We start from the raw sequence: 19,568 nt of genomic DNA on the forward strand, positions 1-19,568 counted from the left end.
CGGCTGGATGTGTGGAGAGTCTACTGTAGGTCATCGTTTTATCCTCGTGTTCTCTTGCTTTGGCCGGTTCACCATCTCGGGAGCGTACACGGTCACGAATCGGCTCACCTGACCACCACGGTTTCGTAATCCCGGATCCGGGCCAGGACTTCATTATTGTTTTGCAAGTTTCGCACCGTGATTGTTTCCCCGATGGCTCCGTCCTGGAGGGCCTGAACTTGGATCTGTAACCGGACCATCTCGCCTTCATAGACCAGCGTGATCACTTCTCCGCGGCGCACTGCGGGCAAGGGTTCCAGGGCGGATAGGTAGATGACCTGGTCCATGCCCACTGGGGAGCGAATCTGCCACGGCCCGCCGGTTCCGTCCCAGACCTGTTCCCTCAGATAGGCCAAGTTCTTGCGTTGGAAGGTGATATCGTCCAGGGCCAAGGAATTTCCCCGGTTCAATGGGCGTCCTGCCGTGGGCACGGTTTGCCAGACGTCCAGAAAGACCGTGCCGGTGAGGCGGCGGGCGATCCGTTCGTCCACGGAGCGGACCAAAAAACGCAGACTGTTGCGTCCGGGTTGCGGGTCCGCTGCCAACTCCAGTTCCAGGGTGTCCTGGATATGCGGCAGAAAAATATGGCTCGGTAGTCGAAAGTCGCGAACGGTGATTTCTTCTCCCAGCAAGCGGACCTTCGGGGTCAAAAAAGTGACGACGCGGGACCGCAACTCTTCCTCCAGCACCACCTGCCCCCCCCCTTGGATCACGACCTGGCCCGGGATGCGCGTGGAAGCGGCGGCGTGGCCGACGTACTGCCGAAGCATGCCGGCCAGGCGGTCTTGAGAAAAGGTCATGGTTTTGCCGCTGTCCGGGGCGGGCCACATGGGTCGGTCGGCGAGGTTCGCCCACTGGGCGCGGCCATGATCCGTCAGCGGCACGGCGATGTCTCCAAACCGGACTACCTCACCCTGGACCGCGGCCACGGGCTGGATCAAATAATGCCAGTAGCCGCGCTGGGCCGAGCCCTGTTCGGCAAGGAGCGTCAGGCTGACCACGAGGCACAACGCCAGCAGCAAAGAAAGACGAAAGAGATCAGTTTTCACCAGGACACCGTTTCAACTTATACCTTCCCACCTTCAACCTTCATTCAATTACCGCTTGAGTTGCGTGGCGGTCTGAAGCATTTGGTCGGAGGTCTGGATGGCCTTGGAATTGATTTCATAGGCCCGCTGGCCGGTGATCAGCCGAACCATCTCCTCGACCATGTCCACATTGGAACCTTCCAGAAAGCCTTGGGCGATGGTGCCGACGTTTTCCTCGCCGGGAACTCCCTCGATGGGGTCCCCCGAGGCCTCGGTGGGCAGGAACATATTCCGACCAATGCTGTTCAGACCGGGAGGGTTGACGAAGGTGAACAGCGGGATGTCCGCCCCGGCCAGTTCCTCGCCGAATTTGTCCATGGCCACGATGCGTCCGTTTTCCGTGACCACGATGTTCTGGGTTTCCTGGGGCACGATGAACTCCGGTTGCAGGGCGTAGCCGTTGGCCGTGACCACCTGACCTTCGTTGGTCAATTTGAAGGCCCCGGCCCGGGTGTAGGCGAAGTCGCCGTTCACATCGACCTGAAAAAAACCATCGCCTTCAATGGCCAGATCCAAGGGGTTGCCGGTGTTCTGGAAGGACCCGGTGGTGAATTCCTTGTGCACGGTCACGGGGCGAACCCCCATGCCCACCTGAAGTCCGGTGGGGATACGATCTCCGGCGGCATTGGCCGCGCCGGCGATCTTCATGGTCTGGTACATCAAATCTTCGAATTCGGCTCGGCTTTTCTTGAAACCCGTGGTGCTGACGTTGGCCAGGTTGTTGGACGTCACGTCGATGTTCATCTGCATGGCCTGCATACCCGAGGCCGCCGTCCATAGGGAGCGCATCATTGGCGTATTCCTCCATTTTCCTTCATTGCATCATCACTAAACTATCTGGGCGAGGCCACTTCCCGGATGACCTTTTGGTCCGCTTCCTGGGCCGTATGCATCACCTTCTGGTAGGCTTCGAAACTGCGCTGGGCCTCGATCATATTGACCATCTCGCGGACCACCTCCACGTTCGCTCCCTCCAGATAGCCCTGGAGCACTGTGGCGTTGTCCGCGGGCAGTTCAGCGGCCTGGACGCCGGGGCGGAGGCGGAACATGTTTTGGCCCAGTTTTTCCAGGACCTGTGGATTTTCGAAGGTCACCAGGTCAAAGTTGCCCACCGGCTCGCCATTGGCCTGGATTGCTCCATCGGGACCGATGACGATCCGGGTGTTGGGCTCCAGGTTCACGGGGCCGCCGTCCACGAGCACGGGGAAGCCTTGCCCCGTGACCAGTTCGCCGCCCGGGGTCAGGCGGAAGTTGCCGTTTCGGGTGTAGAAATCTCCCTCCAACGTGCGGACTTTGAAGAAGCCTTCGCCTTGAAGCGCCACATCTAAAGGATTGCCGGTCTCCTTGGCCGATCCTTGGGCGAAGTCGATATGGGTCAGGGCGATCCGGTTCTGAGCCAGATCGTCCGGGACGGGCAGCAGCGATTTTTCATTGATGGCGGAAATAGGGTCCAGCATGCCGTGGCCGAAACGGATGAAGACGTCCCGAAAGGCCATGGTTTCACGCTTGTAGCCCGTGGTGTTCACGTTCGCCAAATTATTGGCGGTGTTGGCCAAGCGGTGCTCCTGGGTCAGGGCGCCGAACAGGGCGTTGTACATACTGGTCTGCATCGTGAATCCTCCTGAATTGGGGTTCAAGCAAATTCCAAGCCACTTTTTCTGATCTGGACGCTTGACAAGTTCTGAGCCCTTGAGCATATGAACCACTGCGTTTCGCGGGCGGGCGTAGCTCAGCTGGTAGAGTACAAGCTTCCCAAGCTTGGTGTCGCGGGTTCGACTCCCGTCGCCCGCTCCATCTTTTTTCGCAGCATCCTGATCGGTTGCGGCCCAGCCGCACAGCAGAGACGACGAACGGGGTGGGCCATGTGGTCCACTTTTTTTTTGGATTTTCAGACAGCCATGCAGACTTCTCCCCCTTCTTCCCGTGCCCGATCGGAAGAAATCCTTCGCCATCTCGAGTTATTGGTCTTGCCAGTTGTTCACGGCCTCGGTCTGGATCTTTGGGGCTTGGAGTATCTGCCCCTGGGCCGCAAGGCGTTGATCCGCATCTATATCGACGCCGAGAGCGGAGCGACCATCGACCAGTGCGCCATGGTCAGCCGACAGCTTGGCCCTGCTCTGGAAATCGACGAGCGACTTCCCGGCGCCTTTAATTTGGAGGTCTCCTCGCCCGGCCTGGAGCGTCGGTTTTTCAAGCCGGAACAACTCCAAGGCTACCTTGGGCGGACCGTGCAGGCCCAACTCCATGAGCCACTGGAAGGATGCAAATCCTATCGCGGCGAGCTGTCAGCGGTGGACGGCTCGACGGTCACGCTTGTGGAAAACGGTGCCTCGGTTGCGTTGGATTGGGACCAAATAAAGAAGATTCATTTGGTCCATGCGTTTTGACCCGAAATCGCCGCATGGTTTCGAAACATATGAAAGATTACCGAAAACAATGATAGTTGTTGCCGGCCGGAGGCGCGAAACGGCCCCGGCCCTGATATTATCCTGGAGGACGAGATGAGCGCCGAACTGCGCAAGGCCATTGAGCAAATCAGCAAAGACAGAGGAATCCACAAGGATCTTCTCATTGACACCCTGGAGCGGGCCGTGCGGTCCTCGGTGACCAAAAAATTGGGCGAGGATGTGGATATCGAGGTCACCTTCAACGAGGAGAAGGGCGGCTTCGACGTCTATCAGTTCAAGCGGGTGGTGGAGAAAATCGTCGATCCGGTCAGCGAGATTCTGCTTGAGGACGCCAAGCATCACGACCCCAATGTTCAGTTGGAGGACGAACTCGGTTTCGAACTGAAAGTGGAGGACCTGGGTCGGATCGCCGCTCAGTCCGCCAAGCAGGTCATTATCCAGCGGATGCGGGAAGCGGAACAGGAAATCATTTACGAGGAGTACAAGGACCGCAAGCGGGAAATCGTCAGCGGGTCCATCCAGCGCCGGGATCGTTCCGGATGGATCATCAATCTCGGCCGAACCGAGGCCCTCCTGCCTAAGGAAGAACAGATTCCCAAGGAGCGTTTCCGGCGCGGCGATCAAATTCAGGCGTTGCTCTACGATGTGCGCAAGGAAGGGCGGGGCCCGCAGATTATTGTTTCCCGCTCCCATCCGGACTATTTAACGGTGCTCTTCAATCGCGAGGTGCCGGAAGTGGCGGATGGATTCGTACGGATCATGGGTGTGGCCAGGGACCCGGGCAGCCGGGCCAAGGTGGCGGTGATGTCCACGGATCGGGATATCGATCCGGTGGGCGCCTGCGTCGGGGTCCGCGGCTCGCGGATCCAGAACATCGTCCAGGAATTGCGCGGCGAGCGGATCGACATCATCGTCTGGAGCCCGGAAATCACCACCTACGCGGTGAACGCGTTGTCTCCGGCCAGGATTTCCCGGATCACCGTGGACGAGGAAGACGGCGTTTTGGAGGTCGTGGTCCCGGATGATCAGCTCACCCTGGCCATCGGGCGCAAAGGCCAGAACGTCAAGCTTGCGGCCAAACTGTTAGGGTGGAAGATCGATATCTTTACGGAGAGCCGCTACGGAACCATGTACAAGGGTCGGCAGGGGCTGGAGCAGTTGGTCAGCGTGGCCGAGGTGCCTCTGGAAGCCTTTCTGGCCGCGGGCTTCAACAGCCCCACGGCAGTGGCCGAAGCCGACGACGAGCAACTGTTGACGATTCAGGGCCTGGACGAGGCCAGGGTCGCCGACATCCGTTCGGCCATCAATTTTCTTGGCTTGATCGAACGCCCTGAAGACGATGAGAGCGAGGACGGCGAGGGCGACGAAGAGGCCACGGACTCCGTTACGGAGTCGGCTGAAGCCGTGGATCGTGATCTCGACGAGCCCGAAAGCGGGGTTGGGAGCGAGGCCGGGAGCGAGTTCAAGGACAACATTGAGGAAGCCGTTGAGGCGAACGAAGAGACGGAAACGGGTTTAGCCGAAAAGGCTGAAGGCGTTTTGGCCGGAGAAACGGACATAAGCGCGGACCCCGAGGCGGAGCGTGTCCGAGAATGAGTCCCACGGGCCGGGCAAAGGTCTACCCGGAGAGCCTTTGAGGGAACCATTCAAAGCCCAGCCGAGACGACACGCTGGGCACGCGCCCACACGGACGTGCGTCGTCTGCCGCCGGAAGGCTCCCAAGATCGAGTTGCGGCGTTTCGTGCACGACTCTGAACGAGGGCCTCTCGTTGACCTCCGTCAGCAATTGCCCGGACGGGGGTTTTACGTATGCAATCAATCATCATGTTTGGATAAATTGACGTCGACAGGGAAACGTCGGAAGCGGTGCAAGGGAGAAATGCATGGCCAATAAGATACGCATTATGGAATTGTCTTCTGAACTTGGGGTCAGCAATAAGGAATTGTTGCAAGTCTTGCGTGAGCTGGACATCCCGGTGAAAAGCCATGTCAGCAGCATCTCCGATGAGGAGGCCGCCCAGGTTCGAGAGAAAATGCAGCGCAAGGACGCCCCCGTCGATGTTCAGCAGCGGGAGATTCAACCCGGGGTCATTTTGCGGCGGCGACGGAAGGTCGCCAAGCCGGATGCCCAGGAAGCTTCGGACGCCTCCGGGGATCAGCCCGAGGATGCCTCGACTCCCGAAGGAACGGATGGTTCAGTGCTGGATGCGGTCACGGGAGCGGCGGAGCAAGCTGAGGATGCGGACGAAGCCGCTGCTCCGGCCAAACGTCGGGCTGGGAAAAAGACCGTGGACGCTCCTCCGGCACGGGTTATCGGCACGTCCAAAGAACCGGTTGTCCCGGACGCGGAAGATGTCGGCGAGGATGTCCTCACTGCGGTCGTATCCGAAGATATCCAGGCGCGTGTTGAGCCGGATGTCTCAGGCACGCAGGAAGACTCGGACACACGGGATGTGCCGGGTAAGCCGGCTGTTTCTGGTGCGGTGGTTGCGCCCGAGGATGATGCCGTGCCCGCGACCGCTGAGGAATCGGCGGTCAGCGCAAAGGCTGGTGACGCGGAAGTTGCGGCTCCCGCCGACGCGGCCATTGGTGAAGAGTCCGATGCGGCGGCATTGGAAGCCGCTGGAGAGAAGGCGAAGAAACGTAAGCCACGGAAACGTGAGCCATTGGTTCAGACAGGACCGCAGGTTCGGATCATTTCCAAGCCCGAAGCCAAGCCCGAAGCCAAGCCCGACTTTTCCTATAAGCCCGAAAGCAAGCCCTACACCCCCACTCCGGTACGGACGCCCGGCACCGCGGAAACGCCTGCTCGGGCCGGGGCGGATGCCGGTGCGCAGGGCGATAGCGCCTCGGATCGTAAAAAGAAGAAAAAGGGCAAACGCACCGTGGAGATCACCCAGCCCACGGTGCTCGGAGAGCAGGTTCGCGCCGATCCGTCCTGGAAGAAGAAGAGAACCACCCCGGTTCAAGATCGGACCGGCGGTAAATTCCGGGCCAAACGGTCGCGTCCCAAATTCCGTCACGAAGGCGAAGGTCAGGCCGTCCAGGCCGGAACCCAGCCGCTCAAGGCCGCCAAGCGCAAGATCCGCATGGAAGAGGCTATCCGGGTTTCGGAGATGGCCAAGCAGATGGGGCTCAAGGCTCAGGAGATCATCAAGACCCTGTTCTCCATGGGCGTGATGACCACCATCAACCAGTCCATCGACATGGATACGGCAACTCTGGTGGCCGCGGAGTTCGGTTACGAGGTGGAGCAGGTCGGGTTCATGGAAGAAGGGTTTACCCACATCCGTGAAGAGGACAAGCCGGAAGATCTCGCGGCGCGTTCTCCGGTTGTGACCATCATGGGCCACGTGGACCACGGCAAGACCTCTTTGCTGGATGCAATTCGCCAGACCAACGTGACCAAGGGCGAGGCCGGGGGGATCACTCAGCATATCGGCGCGTATCACGTGGAGACCAATCGCGGTGCGGTGACCTTTCTGGACACGCCCGGCCACGAAGCCTTCACGGCCATGCGTGCCCGAGGGGCCCAGGTCACGGACTTGGTCATTCTGGTGGTGGCCGCGGACGACGGCGTGATGGAACAGACCAAGGAAGCCGTGAACCATGCCAAGGCCGCCGGGGTGCCCATCGTAGTGGCCGTGAACAAGATCGACAAGGAAGACGCCAACCCTGAACGGGTGATCCGTGAGCTGAGCGAGATGGGGCTTCTGGCAGAAGCCTGGGGCGGGGACACGATTTTCGCCAACGTCTCGGCCAAACAGCGCATCGGTCTGGATGAACTGCTGGAAATGGTCCTGCTCCAGGCCGAGGTTCTGGATCTCAAAGCCAACCCGACAAAGCGAGCCCGAGGGCGGATCGTGGAAGCCCGGCTGGACAAAGGTCGTGGTCCGGTGGCCACGGTGTTGATCCAGGAAGGAACCTTGCGCGACGGGGACGTCTTTGTCTGCGGTCTGTACCAGGGCAAGGTCCGGGCGATGTTCGACGACAAGGGCAAGAAGATCAAGGAAGCCGGTCCGGCCTTCCCGGTGGAGGTCCAGGGCTTCGACGGCCTGGCCGAGTCCGGTGACGAATTCGTGGTGGTGGCGGATGAAAAGATCGCCCGCCGGATCGCCCAGTCCCGCATGACCAAGGAGCGCGAGAAGGCCCTGGCCAAGGCCACCAAGGTCACCCTGGACAGCTTCCTGGCCTCCAAGGCGGCCGGCGAGGTCAAGATCCTGAATCTGGTCATCAAGACTGACGTGCAGGGGTCCGCCGAGGCGGTCTCCGAGTCCCTGCTCAAGCTGTCCACGGACGAGGTCCGGGTGCGGATCGTCCACGCCGGAGCCGGGGCAATCACCGAATCCGACGTCATGCTGGCCACGGCCTCTTCGGCCATCGTGATCGGCTTCAATGTCCGGCCCGTGGCCAAGGTCAAGGAAGTGGCCGAGTCCGAGAGCGTGGAAATCCGCTTCTACGACATCATCTACAACTTGGTGAACGACATCCGGGACGCCATGACCGGAATGCTCTCGCCGATCATCCGGGAGTCCTATCTGGGTCAGGCCGAAGTTCGCCAGACCTTCAGCGTGCCCAAGATCGGCACGGTGGCCGGGTGCGCGGTGATGGACGGCAAGCTGCTGCGCAACGCCAAGATTCGTCTGCTGCGCGAGGGCGTGGTGATCTACACCGGCAAGCTCAGCTCGCTGAAACGCTTCAAGGAAGACACCAAGGAAGTGCTCAAGGGCTTCGAATGCGGCGTTGGACTGGCCAACTTCAACGACATCAAGGTCGGCGACGTGATTGAAGCCTTCGAGGAAGTCTCCGAGGCGGCGACGTTGTGAGAGGGTTCAGCGGTTCACGGTTCAGGGTTCAACGGTTGGGGCCCTGCTTGAATTGGAGAGTCTGGAGTGGCATGAGTGGACACTGCGTCCCCTCACGACCTTGCTCATTGCTTTCAACCGTGAACCATTGAACCCCTGATGATCATCGGTGTCCTGCGGTTGGAGTTCCGGCTGCACGGGAACGACTCTCTCAAGGGCAAGCGTAAGGTGGCCCAAAGTCTGAAACAGAAACTGCGCAACAAGTTCAATCTCGCCGTGTCCGAAGTGGAGGCCATGGACGATCATGAACGGCTGATTCTCGCGGCGGTCTCCGTTTCCAACGACGCGGCCCGGGTTGAAAGTCGGCTGCACAAGGCCATGTCCCTGGCCGAGGCCGCCGCGCCGGTGGAGTTCGTCCAGGGCAACACTGAAATATTTCGATCAACGCAGGACCCCGGAGATCTCCGCGCGGACCTGCTGGAAGGAGGCTCATGGTAATGCGAGGTCCGTCCCGGCGATCGATTCGCCTCGCGGACATGATCCAGCGGGAACTGGCTCAATTGCTCCAGGAGGAGATCCAGGACCCTCGGCTGGAACTGGTCACCATCAGCGGGGTGCGGTTGAATTCCGACCTGAGCATCGCCAAGGTGTTCTTCACCTGCACCGACGACCCGGTCCGGCTGGAGGAGATCGCCGTTTCCCTGAGCAAGGCCAAGGGATTTCTGCGTACTTTGCTGGGCAAGCGTCTGAATCTGCGTTCCACCCCGGAACTGCGCTTCGAGCGGGATATCTTTTTGGAGGACATGGTGTATGACGGCCGCCATCAAAGCTAGTACGACGGACAGCTGGGCCCGCGTGTTGCGCTTGTTGCGCGAAGGCGACAAATTTCTGGTGGCCGGGCACAACAACCCGGACGGGGACGCTTTGGGCTCCACCGTGGCTTTGGGGTGGTTGCTGGAAGCCTTGGGCAAGACCTACTGGCTGTACAACGAATCCCCGGTGCCGGACCGGTTCTCCTGGTTGCGTTTCTCCCAACCCTTGCAGCAAGCTCATCCGGACTGGGAGCCCCGCTGGTACATTCTGCTGGACTGCGGGGACTCCAAGCGCGTGGGCAAGGATTTGGCCGCGCGGCTACCTCTGGAGCGAACGGTCAACATTGATCATCACGTCAGCAACCGGGATTTCGGAGCGGTGAACCTGGTGGAACCGGATCGGTCCTCCGTGGGAGAAATGATCGGCTACCTGGCCCAGGAACTGGGCTTCCCCTTGAAGGGCCCACTGGGGGAGGCGGTCTATCTGGCTCTGGTCACGGATACGGGGTCCTTCAGTTACGAGAACACCGTTCCCAAGGTGCTGGAACTGGCCGCGACCATTATCCGCCAGGGGCTGAACCTGGCGCGGTTCAATGCCTTGCTGCAGAATCAGTGGCGGATGAACCGTTTGAAGTTGATGGGAGACGTGCTGAGTCGGGCCAGATTGTTCGACGACGGGCGGATCGGGGTGATTTCCATTCCCAAGGCCTTTCGCGAGGAACGACAAGCCACCGTCGAGGACTGCGATGACATGGTGGACTACATCCGACGGGTCAAGGGCGTGCGCATCGCGGTCAGCCTGCGTGAGGACGGCCCCCGCAAAATCAAATTCAGCCTGCGCTCCACGGGTGACACGGACGTGGAGGAGATCGCCTCCTCAGTGGGCGGCGGCGGACATAAGAACGCCGCCGGCGGGGAGCTGCATCACAGCCTGGAAGACGCGGAATCGCTTCTGGTGCGGATGACCCGCGAGTATCTTGCCCTGGCGGATAAAAATCCTTCCGCCGCGTCGTGACGTCCACGCGCCGCATGGAGCCCGTTGAGCGAATGGATTCTGAGGATCGACCCAAAAAGCCGGACCAGGCCCATGGCGTACTGGTCCTGGACAAGCCCTCCGGCCCCTCGTCCACCCAGTGCCTGGAACGGATCAAGCGCACCCTGGGGCAGCGTAAGATCGGCCACGCCGGGACTCTGGATCCGTTGGCCCAGGGAGTCCTGCTGGTCCTTTTGGGCCAAGCCACTAAAATCGCCTCCTATCTGACTGAAGGCCGCAAGCAGTACCAGGGCGTGTTGCGTTTGGGCATTGAAACCGATACCTACGATGTTTTGGGGAAGGTTTTGAGTACCACTGACCCCACGGAGGCGAATGCCCAACGGGTAAACGCCGCGATTTTGGAGTGGGCGGGCCTCATCGAACAGGAAGTACCGCCCTACTCCGCGGCCAAGCATCAGGGTAAGCCCTTGTATGCCTTGAGCCGATCCGGGCGAGACGTCCCGGTGAAACGAAAACCTATTCAAATTTTTCAGGCGGAGGTTCTTTCCATTGACCTCCCCCTGGTGCGCTTCCGGGTGGAGTGTTCCGCCGGCACCTATATCCGTTCCCTGGTCCACAGCCTGGGGAAACGACTGCACTGCGGGGCCGTGCTGGAAGAGTTGATCCGGGAGCGCAGCCATCCCTTCGCCCTTGACCAGGCCCATGGTCTCCAGGACGTGCTGGATGAATCGGAGGCGTTTTCGGGGAAAGTGATCGCGTTGCGGGAAGCCTTGCCGCATTTCCCGAAACATGTCCTTTCTCCGGAGCAATCCCGGATCGTCCGCCATGGCGGAAGATTGCCCGGGAATTTTTCCGGCAATGGCCCTCACAGTGCGGAGTCTCCGGCTCCGGGTGCGCGGGCCCTGTTCTTGGATGACCAGGAACACCCCCTGGCTCTGGTCGAGATGCGCGAAGCGGACGGCGTGTTGCAATGGACCATCCTGCGCGGCTTGTTTTAGCCCCAGGACCCGGAGCCGAACGTACGTCGCTTCCGGGACCCGAATCATTTCCCGAAGGGGACAACCAAGGAGGAATCCGCTGTGGTCATGAGTATCGAAGATAAAGCCAAGGTGATCGAGGAGTACCGGTTGAAGGAGGGCGACACCGGTTCGCCCGAGGTGCAGGTGGCTCTGTTGACCCACCGTATCAACGAATTGACCGGGCATTTCAAGACCCACAAAAAGGACTTTCACTCCCGGACCGGCCTGTTGAAGCTGGTCGGGAAGCGCAGGGGGCTGCTGAACTATCTCAAGAAGAAGGACGTTCAGCGTTACCGCGATCTGATCGAACGACTCAAACTGCGCAAGTAGTTTTCGCGCATGCCTTTGGAGCCCCGGCGGCCATCGCCTTGCCGGGGCTCCGTTCACTTATTTTCAGCCAAGGATATGTCTACGTATTATGAATGATCTCATGAACTGCACACGCCTGTCGACGAACCTGAACGGCAAGGAATTCATCATTGAAACGGGGAGAATGGCCAATCAGGCCGACGGTGCCGTCTGGGTGCAGTGCGGCGATACCGTCGTGCTGGTCACGGCCGTGGCCCAGGCCCTGGACCGCGAAGTTTCCTTCCTGCCCCTGACTGTGAATTATCAGGAAATGTCCTATGCTGCGGGCCAGATTCCCGGAAACTTTTTCCGGCGAGAGATCGGCCGCCCCAGCGACCGGGAAACCCTGGTCTCTCGGGTCATCGACCGACCCATCCGGCCTATGTTCCCGAAAAAATTTCCCATGGAAATCCAGGTCATCGCCACGGTTTTGTCGGCAGACCCGGACAACGACCCGGACGTCCTGGCGCTCACCGGTGCATCCGCGGCTCTGCACATCTCCCGGATTCCCTTCCTGGGTCCCATCGCCGGGATCAGGGTCGGCTGCATCAACGGCGAGTTCGTGCTGAATCCCAGCTTCAAGGATTTGACGGAAAGCACCTTAAATTTGATCATGGCCGCCTCTCGCGACGCCGTGGTCATGGTGGAAGCCGGGGCGAGCTTTGTTCCGGAATCCCTGATCGCCAGTGCCCTGGAATGGGGTCAGCAGCAGGTCATTCCCCTGCTGGACCTGCAGGACGAGTTCCGGGAAAAGATCGGCAAGCCCAAGATCGCACCCAAACTGACCATCATCGCCCCGGACCTGACCTTCATGGTCCGCGATTTGGCCCAGGGCAAACTGGAAGTCGCACTGCAGATTCCGGTGAAGGCCGCGCGCAAGGAAGCCCAGAAGGCCGTTCATCAGGAAGTGGTTCAAGCCCTGGTGGAAAAAGGCGTGGACATCCAGGCCGTGGGCTCCCAGGTGGACGAGATCATGGAAGTTCTAGAGAAAGAGGTGATGCGCGCTCGGATTCACCGCGAGCACAAACGCCTGGACGGTCGGGACCTGACCACGGTGCGCCCCATCGACATCCAGGTCGGCCTGCTGCCCAGAACCCACGGTTCTGCCCTGTTCACCCGCGGCGAGACCAAGGCCCTGGCCGTGGCCACCATGGGCAGCACCCGTGACGAACAGCGTCTGGACACTCTGGCCGGGGGGAGCACCAAGCGGTTCATGCTGCACTACAATTTCCCGCCCTATTGCGTTGGCGAGGCTCGGATGCTGCGCGGCCCCAGCCGCCGGGAGATCGGCCATGGCCAGCTGGCCGAGCGCGCACTGACCCCAGTCCTGCCTCAGCCCGAGGATTATCCGTTCACCCTGCGCATCGTTTCCGAGGTCATGGAGAGCAACGGCTCGTCGTCCATGGCCACGGTTTGCGGCGCGTCCCTGGCCCTGATGGACGCCGGCGTGCCCATTTCGGAAGCCGTGGCCGGGATTGCCATGGGCTTGATCAAGGAAGGCGAGGATTACCTGGTTCTGACGGACATCCTCGGAGCCGAGGACCATCTTGGAGACATGGACTTCAAGGTTGCCGGGACCGTCGAGGGCATCACCGCGATCCAGATGGACATCAAGATCGCCGGAATTCCCACGGACGTGCTCAGCAGAGCCTTGGAGCAGGCCCGTGACGCCCGGCTGCATATTCTCAAGGAAATGAACGCCGTGCTGGACAAGCCTCGAACGGAGCTTTCGCCCTACGCCCCGCAGCTCAGCGTGGTGCACATCAATCCGGAAAAGATCCGCGAGGTCATCGGCCCCGGCGGCAAGACCGTCAAGGCCATCACCGCGGCCACGGGAGCTTCCGTGGATATCGACGATTCCGGAAAGATATCCATCTTTGCTCCGACCAAAGACGCCCTGGACATGGCCGTGGAAATGGTCATGTTCTACAATCAGGTTCCGGAAATCGGCAAGGACTACACCGGTCGGGTCAAGAAAATCATCGAGTTTGGCGCGGTGGTGGAGATCCTGCCCGGCGTGGAAGGCCTGGTCCACGTTTCCCAGCTGGATACGGCCCGGGTGGAGCAGGTGGCGGACGTGGTCCAGCTCGGTCAGGAACTGAAGGTCAAGGTGATCGAGGTGGAGCCCTCGGGACGAGTCCGTATGTCCCGCAAGGCCGTGATCATGGAAGAGCGCGGTGAAGTCTTCGACATGGCCTCCGCGGCCCGACCTTCTGGCGGCCCGCGCCGGGACAGCGGCCGGGGCCGGGATGACCGGGGTCGCGGTGACCGCGATCGCGGTCGTCGGTAGCCGCTTTGACGTAATGGCAACTTGACGGTGCAAGCACCGGTCAGGATCGAAAAAAGGCGCGTCATGCGCCTTTTTTCATTGGTGGATGATTGCTCTTGCTGGAGGTGTTGCGTATGGGCAATATGCCGCGTCGGCGCGAGAACGTCGGCCCGAGGCGGATTTTCCATGTCTCCTTCAACCATATTGTTTCGGGAGGTTCCCCATGCCCGCTTTTCGCTTCGCCGTATCCGTCTCCGTACTCCTGTCCATCCTGCTTGGAGGGCTTTTGGCCTGCGTTCCCGGAACAAAGCACGGATCGCAATCCGGATCGCGACACGCTTCCTTGACCGCCGACCCGGAGCATGCGGACCCTGGTCCGTTCCCGACGGCTTTTCGCGACATCGTCATCGAGCACATCGCGGACGCCTATCCCGGAGACCGGGTTCTGCGCAATATCGTGGTCCAGCCTCCTTCAGAGGGCGTGGCCCCGATCCAGGAAGTGAACCTGGCAGGATTTGTCGGTCTGGTGCGGATGAGCCTCAAGGATGATCAGCGCCAAGCCTACGTGCCGGTGGAGTACTGCTACTTTCTGCGTGAGGGCCGGGTTTTGGCCTTTATGGACGCGCAAGAAGCGGAGTGGTGCACGCCGTAATCACTGTGGCACGGATGGGTGGAGGGAACTATGGCCTGGTGCGGACGATGAGTTGAATACCGTCCCGGCCCACCACGTCGACCTGCGTTCCTGGAAGGATCTCCGCGGTTTCGTCCTCGGCCTTGGCCTTCCAGAGCACTCCGCGGATGCGAATGTAGCCTTCGGGCCGGAGCGGACGACGGACTTCGCCCCGCAGACCTATCAAGGAATACCAGCCGTCGCCTTCACTCCCCTGGTAGGCCGGCCAGACGAAAAAGAACATCAGGGCGTCCTTGGCCAACCAGAGCAGCAGGAGCGTCCAGGCAATCCTTGTGGAGACGCCCAGGAGCGCGTGCAGCACCCACAAAACGACCCCGACCAGGATGATGCCCGGAACCTGGAACAAGGCGTATCGGAGCAGCGTTTTTCTGCTCCAGGCGGGATTGCTTCGGCAGTGTTCCATGGTGGCGCGATGTTTGACCGTGTTTGGCAAGGCCGAAGCTTTTTCGGCCAACGAAGGGGAAGTTAGAAGACGAACGCGGCAAACTCAAGTCGGCTCTCGCGGGTTTGCCTTGAATTGGGAAATGCCGTAATCAACGCCCCAACGCATGAGGAATTCCGCCATTTCCAAGATCGCTTCCGCGGCGTCAGAATCTTTCGCTCTCCTGGCCCGCCTGAACATCAGGGCAAGTCTTTCCAGGCTCGTGGTCCTGCTTTTGCCGCTTGTCTTCCTGGCCACCTTGGTTGGTTGCGGGGCTAAGCATCCGCCGCCGCGACCCGCCATTCCCGGCAGCGTGGCCGAGTCCGTGGTCCAGGCCGCCTTGAACAAGAACGGACGGCCCTATGCCCGAGGAGGAACGTCCCCCACCCGTGGTTTTGATTGTTCCGGGCTCGTGGTCTGGGTCTACGGCAAGCATGGACTGAACCTTCCTCGCACGGCGCGGGACCAGTCCCGGGTGGGGAGCGCGGTCCCTTATAATCAGCTTCAGGGCGGAGATTTGGTCTTTTTCCGGATCGGCAGTCGTGGGGCATACCATGTGGGCATTGCCACCGGCCGGGGAACCTTTATCCACAGTCCGAGGCCGGGCCAGCGGGTGCGCGAGGAAAGTCTGTTCGACAGATACTGGCAACAACGCCTGATCGCCGTACGCCGGGTTCTCTGACGTCGCCCCGCCCGTCTGCTCCGCGAGTTCTCTCTCTTCCTCCGTCTTTACTCATCTCTCTTTTTGTTTCCCAAGGCCCACTGCATCTGGCGGCAAATTCCCATCAGCAAAGCGTACTCGCTCCGTCGCATTCCCAGACGATGCCAGAGCCGGCGCAGCCTGAGCATCCCATAATCCGGGTTCGTCTTGGGGAGGAAGTCGATCGTCGTCAGCAGATGCCGTAGGGCCGCAAATAATGCTTCCTGTTCGGCATGGTCCACGAAGTCGGCTTGGAGGGGTTTTGGGGTCGGCGACGGTGCGCTTCGGGCGGCTTGGAGACATTCGTAGAGGATCAGCAGGACGGCCTGGGCCAGGTTCAAGGAGACGTTGGGCGTGGCCGTGGGAATGGAGATCAGGTGGGTGCAGCGGTCGATCTCGGCGTTGGTCAGACCGCGATCTTCAGGTCCGAAAAGCAGAGCCACGTCATGGCCTTCCAGCATTTGGTCGACGATTTGACGGGCGGCCTGGGCCGGGGTGAGCAGGGTCGCGCGCCGACCGCCCAGGCGGGCCGTGGTGCCGTAAACCTGGGTGAACGGGGCCACGGCCGAGGATAGGTCCGCGAAGACCCGCGCCTGATCCAGGAGCGGGTCGGCGGGGCCCGTTGCCAGCGGCCTGGCCAGCTCCGGCGCGTAGTTCCGAGGGGCCACCAGCAGAATCCGCTCACAGCCCATGTTCAAGCAGGCCCTGGCCGTGGAACCCACGTTTTCAGCGAACTTGGGGCGAAACAGGGCCACGGCCAGGCGCTGACGGAGCAGGGCTACCGCGGGATCGTGCGCGGATGGCATGGGGCGGAGAAGCGGCTAGACGTTGAACCGGCTAGACGTTGAACCGGAACTCAATGATGTCCCCGTCACGGACAACGTATTCCTTGCCCTCCAGGCGCAGCAGGCCGCGTTCCTTGGCGGTCTTGAAGGTCTTGCAGGCCAGAAAGTCCTCCCAGCCCAGCACTTCGGCCCGGATAAAGCCGCGTTGAATGTCCGAGTGGATCACCCCGGCGGCTTCCTGGGCCGGCTGACCGGCCCGCAGTGGCCAGGCCCGGACTTCCTTCTCTCCGGCGGTAAGAAAGGTGATCAAGCCGAGCAAATTGTATACTCCCCCCACCACCAGATCCAGGGCCGAGTGTTTCATGCCCAGGTCTTGCATGAAGGCGTTGCGTTCCTCGTCGTCCTGCAGTTCGGCCAGTTCCCGCTCCAGGCGGGCGGAAACGGCGATGTGCACCATCCCGGGACCGGCTTCGGGAACCGTGACGTCGGCCAGCTTGTCTTCGCCCACGTTCCAGGCCCAGAGCACGGGCTTGGCCGACAGGAAGCGGAAGCCGCGCAGTTTGGGCAGGGCCAACAGGGTTTCGTTTTCCCGCAAGGGGCGTTCTCGGTCCAGGTGTTCCTTGGCCTGCAACAGGGCCGCTTCTTCTTCCGGATCGTGGAGAAGCTTGGTTTTTTTCTTGTCCTGGGCGATGCGTTCCAGGCGTTTTTCCACCACGGCCAGATCGGCGATCAAAAAGTCCGCCTCCATGGCCTGAAGCTGGTCCAGAGGCTCGGCCGCGCCGGAAAATCCGTCCAGGAGCGCGAGCAGACAGTCGTAAGGGCGGACTTCGTTGAGCACCCGGTCGCCCAGGCCCCCGCCTTTGGCCCCGGCTGCTCCGGGCAGGTCCAGCAGCTCGATTTCCGTGAAGGTGATTTTGGGCGGTTTATACAGTTCGGCCAGGGGCGTCAGGCGTGGTTCAGGAACCTTGACCATGGCCCGCCCGGAGGGCACGGCCGCCGCTCCGGCCAGGGCCGCGAACAGTTCGCTCTTGCCCGCCCCGGCAAATCCTATCAATGCAGTTTTCATGAATGACTCCCAAGTGGTTGCGATGCAGATGCGGATTAGGGCCATCCGGGAGGATTGTCAAAGATTGCCTGTTCCTCGCGGGCAAAGGCAGGATTATCCCATGAGCAAGGTGAAGAGAGTGGTGAACGACAGCTGTTGGTTCGGGCCAATTCCATGGAAGACCCGAGCCTGCGCGTCACGTTTGGAACCGCCATCAAGCAGTTGTGCTTGCATTGAACGGGTTCCGTTGGAGTTGAGCAGTTACAATTTTTGTCAATTTCCCAACACCTTTGTTGGTAGTACCCTGTTGACAGCGATCTTTCTCAGTAATGTTGCAAGGCTTTCTTGAGCAGCACCTTGACCTCATTTCGAAGTTCCGCTGGTGCAAGCACCTCGGCGTTCGGGCCGAAGCCCAATACCCACCGCAGAACCTCCGTCTTTCCCGAGGTACGCATCCACAACTCCACGCCTCCGTTATTAAGCATTGTCACACGCTGCTCTCCCGACCATTTGCGATCCACAACATATTTGGCGACTTCTGGACTGAATCGAATCGTGATCTCAACCGGGTCGTCAAAATAAACGCCAAAAGCGGTCTTCAGGCGCTCTTGAGGATCAAAGTCGTCAGGATAGTCAAACGATGATTCAAGAATACGCAGGCCACGAATCCTTTCCACGGCCAGCAATCGGATTTCCTCGTACCGCGATATACGCACAAACAGATATAGCCCTCCGTCATGTTCACATATGCTGAGCGGTTCCATGGCATAGGTTTTTGTCTGGTCGGTGCTGTAGGCGTGGTAGTCCACCTCGCACATCCTTGAAGTCAACATGGCTTCCGTCAGGTCATCAAGGATCACTTCTTTCTGGCTGTAGTCCTTTGTCAATTTCGAGACGACGAAACTTGTTTCCGAGAACCTGCGTAATGAATCCGAAACGTTTCGGGGCAGAAGTAACGAGAGCTTGGCCAAGGCTTGATCCAGATTCCGGCGTAATACGGGCGCTCTGGGCAGCCGGTTGTCTGCGGCCATGAACTGAATGGCCATCGCCTCGGAGGGCGTCAGCTCCACCTTGGGCAAGGTTATGTTCGGCAGGCGGACAACGTAATCATCCAACATTTTCCATTGCTTTGTCGCACCAGCCTCGCCCTTGGCGTCGTAAACGGGAAAACCGAGATCCTGGATCGCGGCCAGCAGCCTGTAGACGCTGCGCCGTTGCAGGCCGAGGCTTTCCCCAATTTCTTGGATGGTCGCCCCTTGCGGCCTGCTCAGAAGCTCAATGGCGTTGAGTAGGTTCAGCAAAATCTTCCCGCGCATTTCATCTCCATTTTTTTTGTGACCAGATATGACACACCCCTGTGTCACAAGGGCTTGGACGGCGGCGGATCAGAACAGCGGGACGGTAAAAGCAATGCTCCGCTCGCTTGCGACTTCCGCCGGAAATTCAATCACCGGAACGATTCGTAACCGCGCTTCACTCTCCGCAAGGAGGAGGTTCAAAGACATGCCCAACAAGAGTCAACATCACGAACGTGACGAGTACTTCCGGAAAATCGCCCAAAAACGGGAACGCGAACTGGAACTGATCAGGGAGCACCTTGGGCTGTTCATCGAAAATACCGATTTCATTCTATCCCGCCCTGAATATTTCAACATTACCTCTGATGCGGCATACCTCGGCCTCATGGTCGGATTTTACTGGCGGATTCCTCTCGGAGTCCTGCTCATGCTTTGGCAAGAGCAAAAAATGATAGCCACTTGTCCGAAATGCCAAGGAAAAGTATACGTCCTCAGTGCTCATGGCTCCTCGGGCTCCGGTGTGAACAAGTTTACAGGCATATGCATCAAATGTACGTCAATTATTCGCGGGTCACTTGCCTCATTCCCGGAGTTTTGGCACGTTCTGCTCCGCATGCGTGAAAAATACCCCCCGCGCAAGCCCCAACTACCTGTAAGGACAAAACGGTTTTCGTGGGTAGAGGGGATTGTTGACGAATCAGCTTCACATGCAGACAACTGATGTCCCTGCAAAAAGTCAGCGCCAATTATGCGACCAGCCCCCAGCGTTGCCCCTGGCAGGCCTGCTGAAGGGGGCGAACCGAAGCAGTTGAGCTGAAAAGGCGACAAATAAGTGTCCTGAGAAAG

The 19,568-nt window shown here is 60.0% G+C and carries 20 protein-coding genes and 1 tRNA gene; 14 read left to right on the forward strand and 7 right to left on the reverse strand.

Annotation, left to right across the window (positions count from 1 at the left end):
* Positions 1-104 precede the first annotated feature (104 nt).
* From flgA to flgF, 3 genes are read right to left on the reverse strand one after another with little or no spacing between them, the layout of a single operon-like run.
* Positions 105-1,088: a flagellar basal body P-ring formation chaperone FlgA gene (flgA, locus tag C6366_RS01255; protein WP_107735524.1), complete on the reverse strand. Its 984-nt coding sequence runs from the start codon at positions 1,086-1,088 to the stop codon at positions 105-107.
* Between the two features lie 48 nt (positions 1,089-1,136).
* Positions 1,137-1,919 carry a flagellar basal-body rod protein FlgG gene (gene flgG / locus C6366_RS01260; RefSeq protein ID WP_107735525.1) on the reverse strand — a complete coding sequence of 261 codons (783 nt, stop codon included), beginning with the start codon at positions 1,917-1,919 and terminating at the stop codon, positions 1,137-1,139.
* A gap of 41 nt (positions 1,920-1,960) precedes the next feature.
* Entirely contained in the window at positions 1,961-2,737 is a 777-nt protein-coding gene (gene flgF, locus C6366_RS01265) for a flagellar basal-body rod protein FlgF (RefSeq protein ID WP_158269587.1), read from the reverse strand.
* Positions 2,738-2,845: 108 nt separating this feature from the next.
* Here flgF and C6366_RS01270 point away from each other — a divergent pair.
* The 12 genes from C6366_RS01270 (at position 2,846) to C6366_RS01325 (ending at position 14,434) form a co-directional block, all read left to right on the forward strand.
* Positions 2,846-2,921 (forward strand) — tRNA-Gly (locus C6366_RS01270).
* 173 nt (positions 2,922-3,094) lie between these two features.
* The gene (rimP, locus tag C6366_RS01275) at positions 3,095-3,514 is read left to right on the forward strand and encodes a ribosome maturation factor RimP (RefSeq protein ID WP_158269588.1); all 420 of its coding nucleotides are present in this window, start codon (positions 3,095-3,097) and stop codon (positions 3,512-3,514) included.
* A 114-nt stretch (positions 3,515-3,628) separates the two neighbouring features.
* Positions 3,629-5,131: a transcription termination factor NusA gene (nusA, locus tag C6366_RS01280; protein WP_107735528.1), complete on the forward strand. Its 1,503-nt coding sequence runs from the start codon at positions 3,629-3,631 to the stop codon at positions 5,129-5,131.
* Positions 5,118-5,429: a YlxR family protein gene (locus C6366_RS20605; RefSeq protein WP_107735529.1), complete on the forward strand. Its 312-nt coding sequence runs from the start codon at positions 5,118-5,120 to the stop codon at positions 5,427-5,429. The genes nusA and C6366_RS20605 overlap by 14 nt, the downstream gene beginning before the upstream one ends.
* Positions 5,419-8,361 (forward strand): translation initiation factor IF-2, encoded by a 2,943-nt coding sequence (gene infB, locus C6366_RS01290; RefSeq protein WP_107735530.1) that lies wholly within the window; start codon positions 5,419-5,421, stop codon positions 8,359-8,361. The genes C6366_RS20605 and infB overlap by 11 nt, the downstream gene beginning before the upstream one ends.
* A gap of 138 nt (positions 8,362-8,499) precedes the next feature.
* Entirely contained in the window at positions 8,500-8,838 is a 339-nt protein-coding gene (locus C6366_RS01295; protein WP_107735531.1) for a DUF503 domain-containing protein, read from the forward strand.
* The gene (rbfA, locus tag C6366_RS01300; RefSeq protein ID WP_199221389.1) at positions 8,832-9,173 is read left to right on the forward strand and encodes a 30S ribosome-binding factor RbfA; all 342 of its coding nucleotides are present in this window, start codon (positions 8,832-8,834) and stop codon (positions 9,171-9,173) included. Before C6366_RS01295 ends, rbfA begins: the two co-directional genes overlap by 7 nt.
* Positions 9,151-10,167: a bifunctional oligoribonuclease/PAP phosphatase NrnA gene (locus C6366_RS01305; RefSeq protein ID WP_107735533.1), complete on the forward strand. Its 1,017-nt coding sequence runs from the start codon at positions 9,151-9,153 to the stop codon at positions 10,165-10,167. The genes rbfA and C6366_RS01305 overlap by 23 nt, the downstream gene beginning before the upstream one ends.
* A gap of 32 nt (positions 10,168-10,199) precedes the next feature.
* Positions 10,200-11,144: a tRNA pseudouridine(55) synthase TruB gene (gene truB / locus C6366_RS01310; protein ID WP_107735534.1), complete on the forward strand. Its 945-nt coding sequence runs from the start codon at positions 10,200-10,202 to the stop codon at positions 11,142-11,144.
* 81 nt (positions 11,145-11,225) lie between these two features.
* Positions 11,226-11,495, forward strand: a complete 270-nt coding sequence (gene rpsO / locus C6366_RS01315; RefSeq protein WP_028572360.1) for a 30S ribosomal protein S15 — start codon at positions 11,226-11,228, stop codon at positions 11,493-11,495.
* A gap of 88 nt (positions 11,496-11,583) precedes the next feature.
* Positions 11,584-13,803, forward strand: a complete 2,220-nt coding sequence (gene pnp, locus C6366_RS01320) for a polyribonucleotide nucleotidyltransferase (protein WP_107735535.1) — start codon at positions 11,584-11,586, stop codon at positions 13,801-13,803.
* A gap of 202 nt (positions 13,804-14,005) precedes the next feature.
* The gene (locus C6366_RS01325; protein WP_107735536.1) at positions 14,006-14,434 is read left to right on the forward strand and encodes a hypothetical protein; all 429 of its coding nucleotides are present in this window, start codon (positions 14,006-14,008) and stop codon (positions 14,432-14,434) included.
* A gap of 28 nt (positions 14,435-14,462) precedes the next feature.
* On the opposite strand, the gene C6366_RS01330 is transcribed toward C6366_RS01325, so the two are convergent.
* Positions 14,463-14,876 carry an NfeD family protein gene (locus tag C6366_RS01330; protein ID WP_146164737.1) on the reverse strand — a complete coding sequence of 138 codons (414 nt, stop codon included), beginning with the start codon at positions 14,874-14,876 and terminating at the stop codon, positions 14,463-14,465.
* Between the two features lie 145 nt (positions 14,877-15,021).
* Between C6366_RS01330 and C6366_RS01335 the strand changes: the two genes are divergently transcribed.
* A complete protein-coding gene (locus C6366_RS01335; RefSeq protein ID WP_107735538.1) occupies positions 15,022-15,576 on the forward strand; it encodes a C40 family peptidase in 555 nt (184 codons plus the stop codon).
* A 47-nt stretch (positions 15,577-15,623) separates the two neighbouring features.
* Here C6366_RS01335 and C6366_RS01340 read toward each other — a convergent pair whose 3' ends face one another.
* The 3 genes from C6366_RS01340 to C6366_RS01350 form a co-directional block, all read right to left on the reverse strand.
* Positions 15,624-16,400: an RNA methyltransferase gene (locus C6366_RS01340; protein ID WP_107735539.1), complete on the reverse strand. Its 777-nt coding sequence runs from the start codon at positions 16,398-16,400 to the stop codon at positions 15,624-15,626.
* Between the two features lie 31 nt (positions 16,401-16,431).
* Positions 16,432-17,445, reverse strand: a complete 1,014-nt coding sequence (locus tag C6366_RS01345; protein WP_107735564.1) for a DUF933 domain-containing protein — start codon at positions 17,443-17,445, stop codon at positions 16,432-16,434.
* A 302-nt stretch (positions 17,446-17,747) separates the two neighbouring features.
* Positions 17,748-18,740, reverse strand: a complete 993-nt coding sequence (locus C6366_RS01350; RefSeq protein WP_107735540.1) for a YafY family protein — start codon at positions 18,738-18,740, stop codon at positions 17,748-17,750.
* 187 nt (positions 18,741-18,927) lie between these two features.
* On the opposite strand from C6366_RS01350, the gene C6366_RS01355 reads away from it, so the two are divergent.
* On the forward strand, positions 18,928-19,443 hold the full coding sequence (locus C6366_RS01355; RefSeq protein WP_107735541.1) for a hypothetical protein: 516 nt from the start codon (positions 18,928-18,930) through the stop codon (positions 19,441-19,443).
* Positions 19,444-19,568: the final 125 nt, after the last annotated feature.

The sequence above is a fragment of the Desulfonatronum sp. SC1 genome, from assembly GCF_003046795.1.
Taxonomy (GTDB): Bacteria; Desulfobacterota; Desulfovibrionia; order Desulfovibrionales; family Desulfonatronaceae; genus Desulfonatronum.

Bases quoted from the DNA above. Each gene is read 5' to 3' on its own strand.
- flgG (WP_107735525.1), bottom strand. From the start codon at position 1,919: ATGATGCGCTCCCTATGGACGGCGGCCTCGGGTATGCAGGCCATGCAG.
- flgF (WP_158269587.1), bottom strand. From the start codon at position 2,737: ATGCAGACCAGTATGTACAACGCCCTGTTCGGCGCCCTGACCCAGGAG.
- nusA (WP_107735528.1), top strand. From the start codon at position 3,629: ATGAGCGCCGAACTGCGCAAGGCCATTGAGCAAATCAGCAAAGACAGA.
- infB (WP_107735530.1), top strand. From the start codon at position 5,419: ATGGCCAATAAGATACGCATTATGGAATTGTCTTCTGAACTTGGGGTC.
- C6366_RS01295 (WP_107735531.1), top strand. From the start codon at position 8,500: ATGATCATCGGTGTCCTGCGGTTGGAGTTCCGGCTGCACGGGAACGAC.
- rbfA (WP_199221389.1), top strand. From the start codon at position 8,832: ATGGTAATGCGAGGTCCGTCCCGGCGATCGATTCGCCTCGCGGACATG.
- C6366_RS01305 (WP_107735533.1), top strand. From the start codon at position 9,151: ATGACGGCCGCCATCAAAGCTAGTACGACGGACAGCTGGGCCCGCGTG.
- truB (WP_107735534.1), top strand. From the start codon at position 10,200: ATGGATTCTGAGGATCGACCCAAAAAGCCGGACCAGGCCCATGGCGTA.
- pnp (WP_107735535.1), top strand. From the start codon at position 11,584: ATGAATGATCTCATGAACTGCACACGCCTGTCGACGAACCTGAACGGC.
- C6366_RS01325 (WP_107735536.1), top strand. From the start codon at position 14,006: ATGCCCGCTTTTCGCTTCGCCGTATCCGTCTCCGTACTCCTGTCCATC.
- C6366_RS01330 (WP_146164737.1), bottom strand. From the start codon at position 14,876: ATGGAACACTGCCGAAGCAATCCCGCCTGGAGCAGAAAAACGCTGCTC.
- C6366_RS01335 (WP_107735538.1), top strand. From the start codon at position 15,022: ATGAGGAATTCCGCCATTTCCAAGATCGCTTCCGCGGCGTCAGAATCT.
- C6366_RS01340 (WP_107735539.1), bottom strand. From the start codon at position 16,400: ATGCCATCCGCGCACGATCCCGCGGTAGCCCTGCTCCGTCAGCGCCTG.
- C6366_RS01345 (WP_107735564.1), bottom strand. From the start codon at position 17,445: ATGAAAACTGCATTGATAGGATTTGCCGGGGCGGGCAAGAGCGAACTG.
- C6366_RS01350 (WP_107735540.1), bottom strand. From the start codon at position 18,740: ATGCGCGGGAAGATTTTGCTGAACCTACTCAACGCCATTGAGCTTCTG.
- C6366_RS01355 (WP_107735541.1), top strand. From the start codon at position 18,928: ATGCCCAACAAGAGTCAACATCACGAACGTGACGAGTACTTCCGGAAA.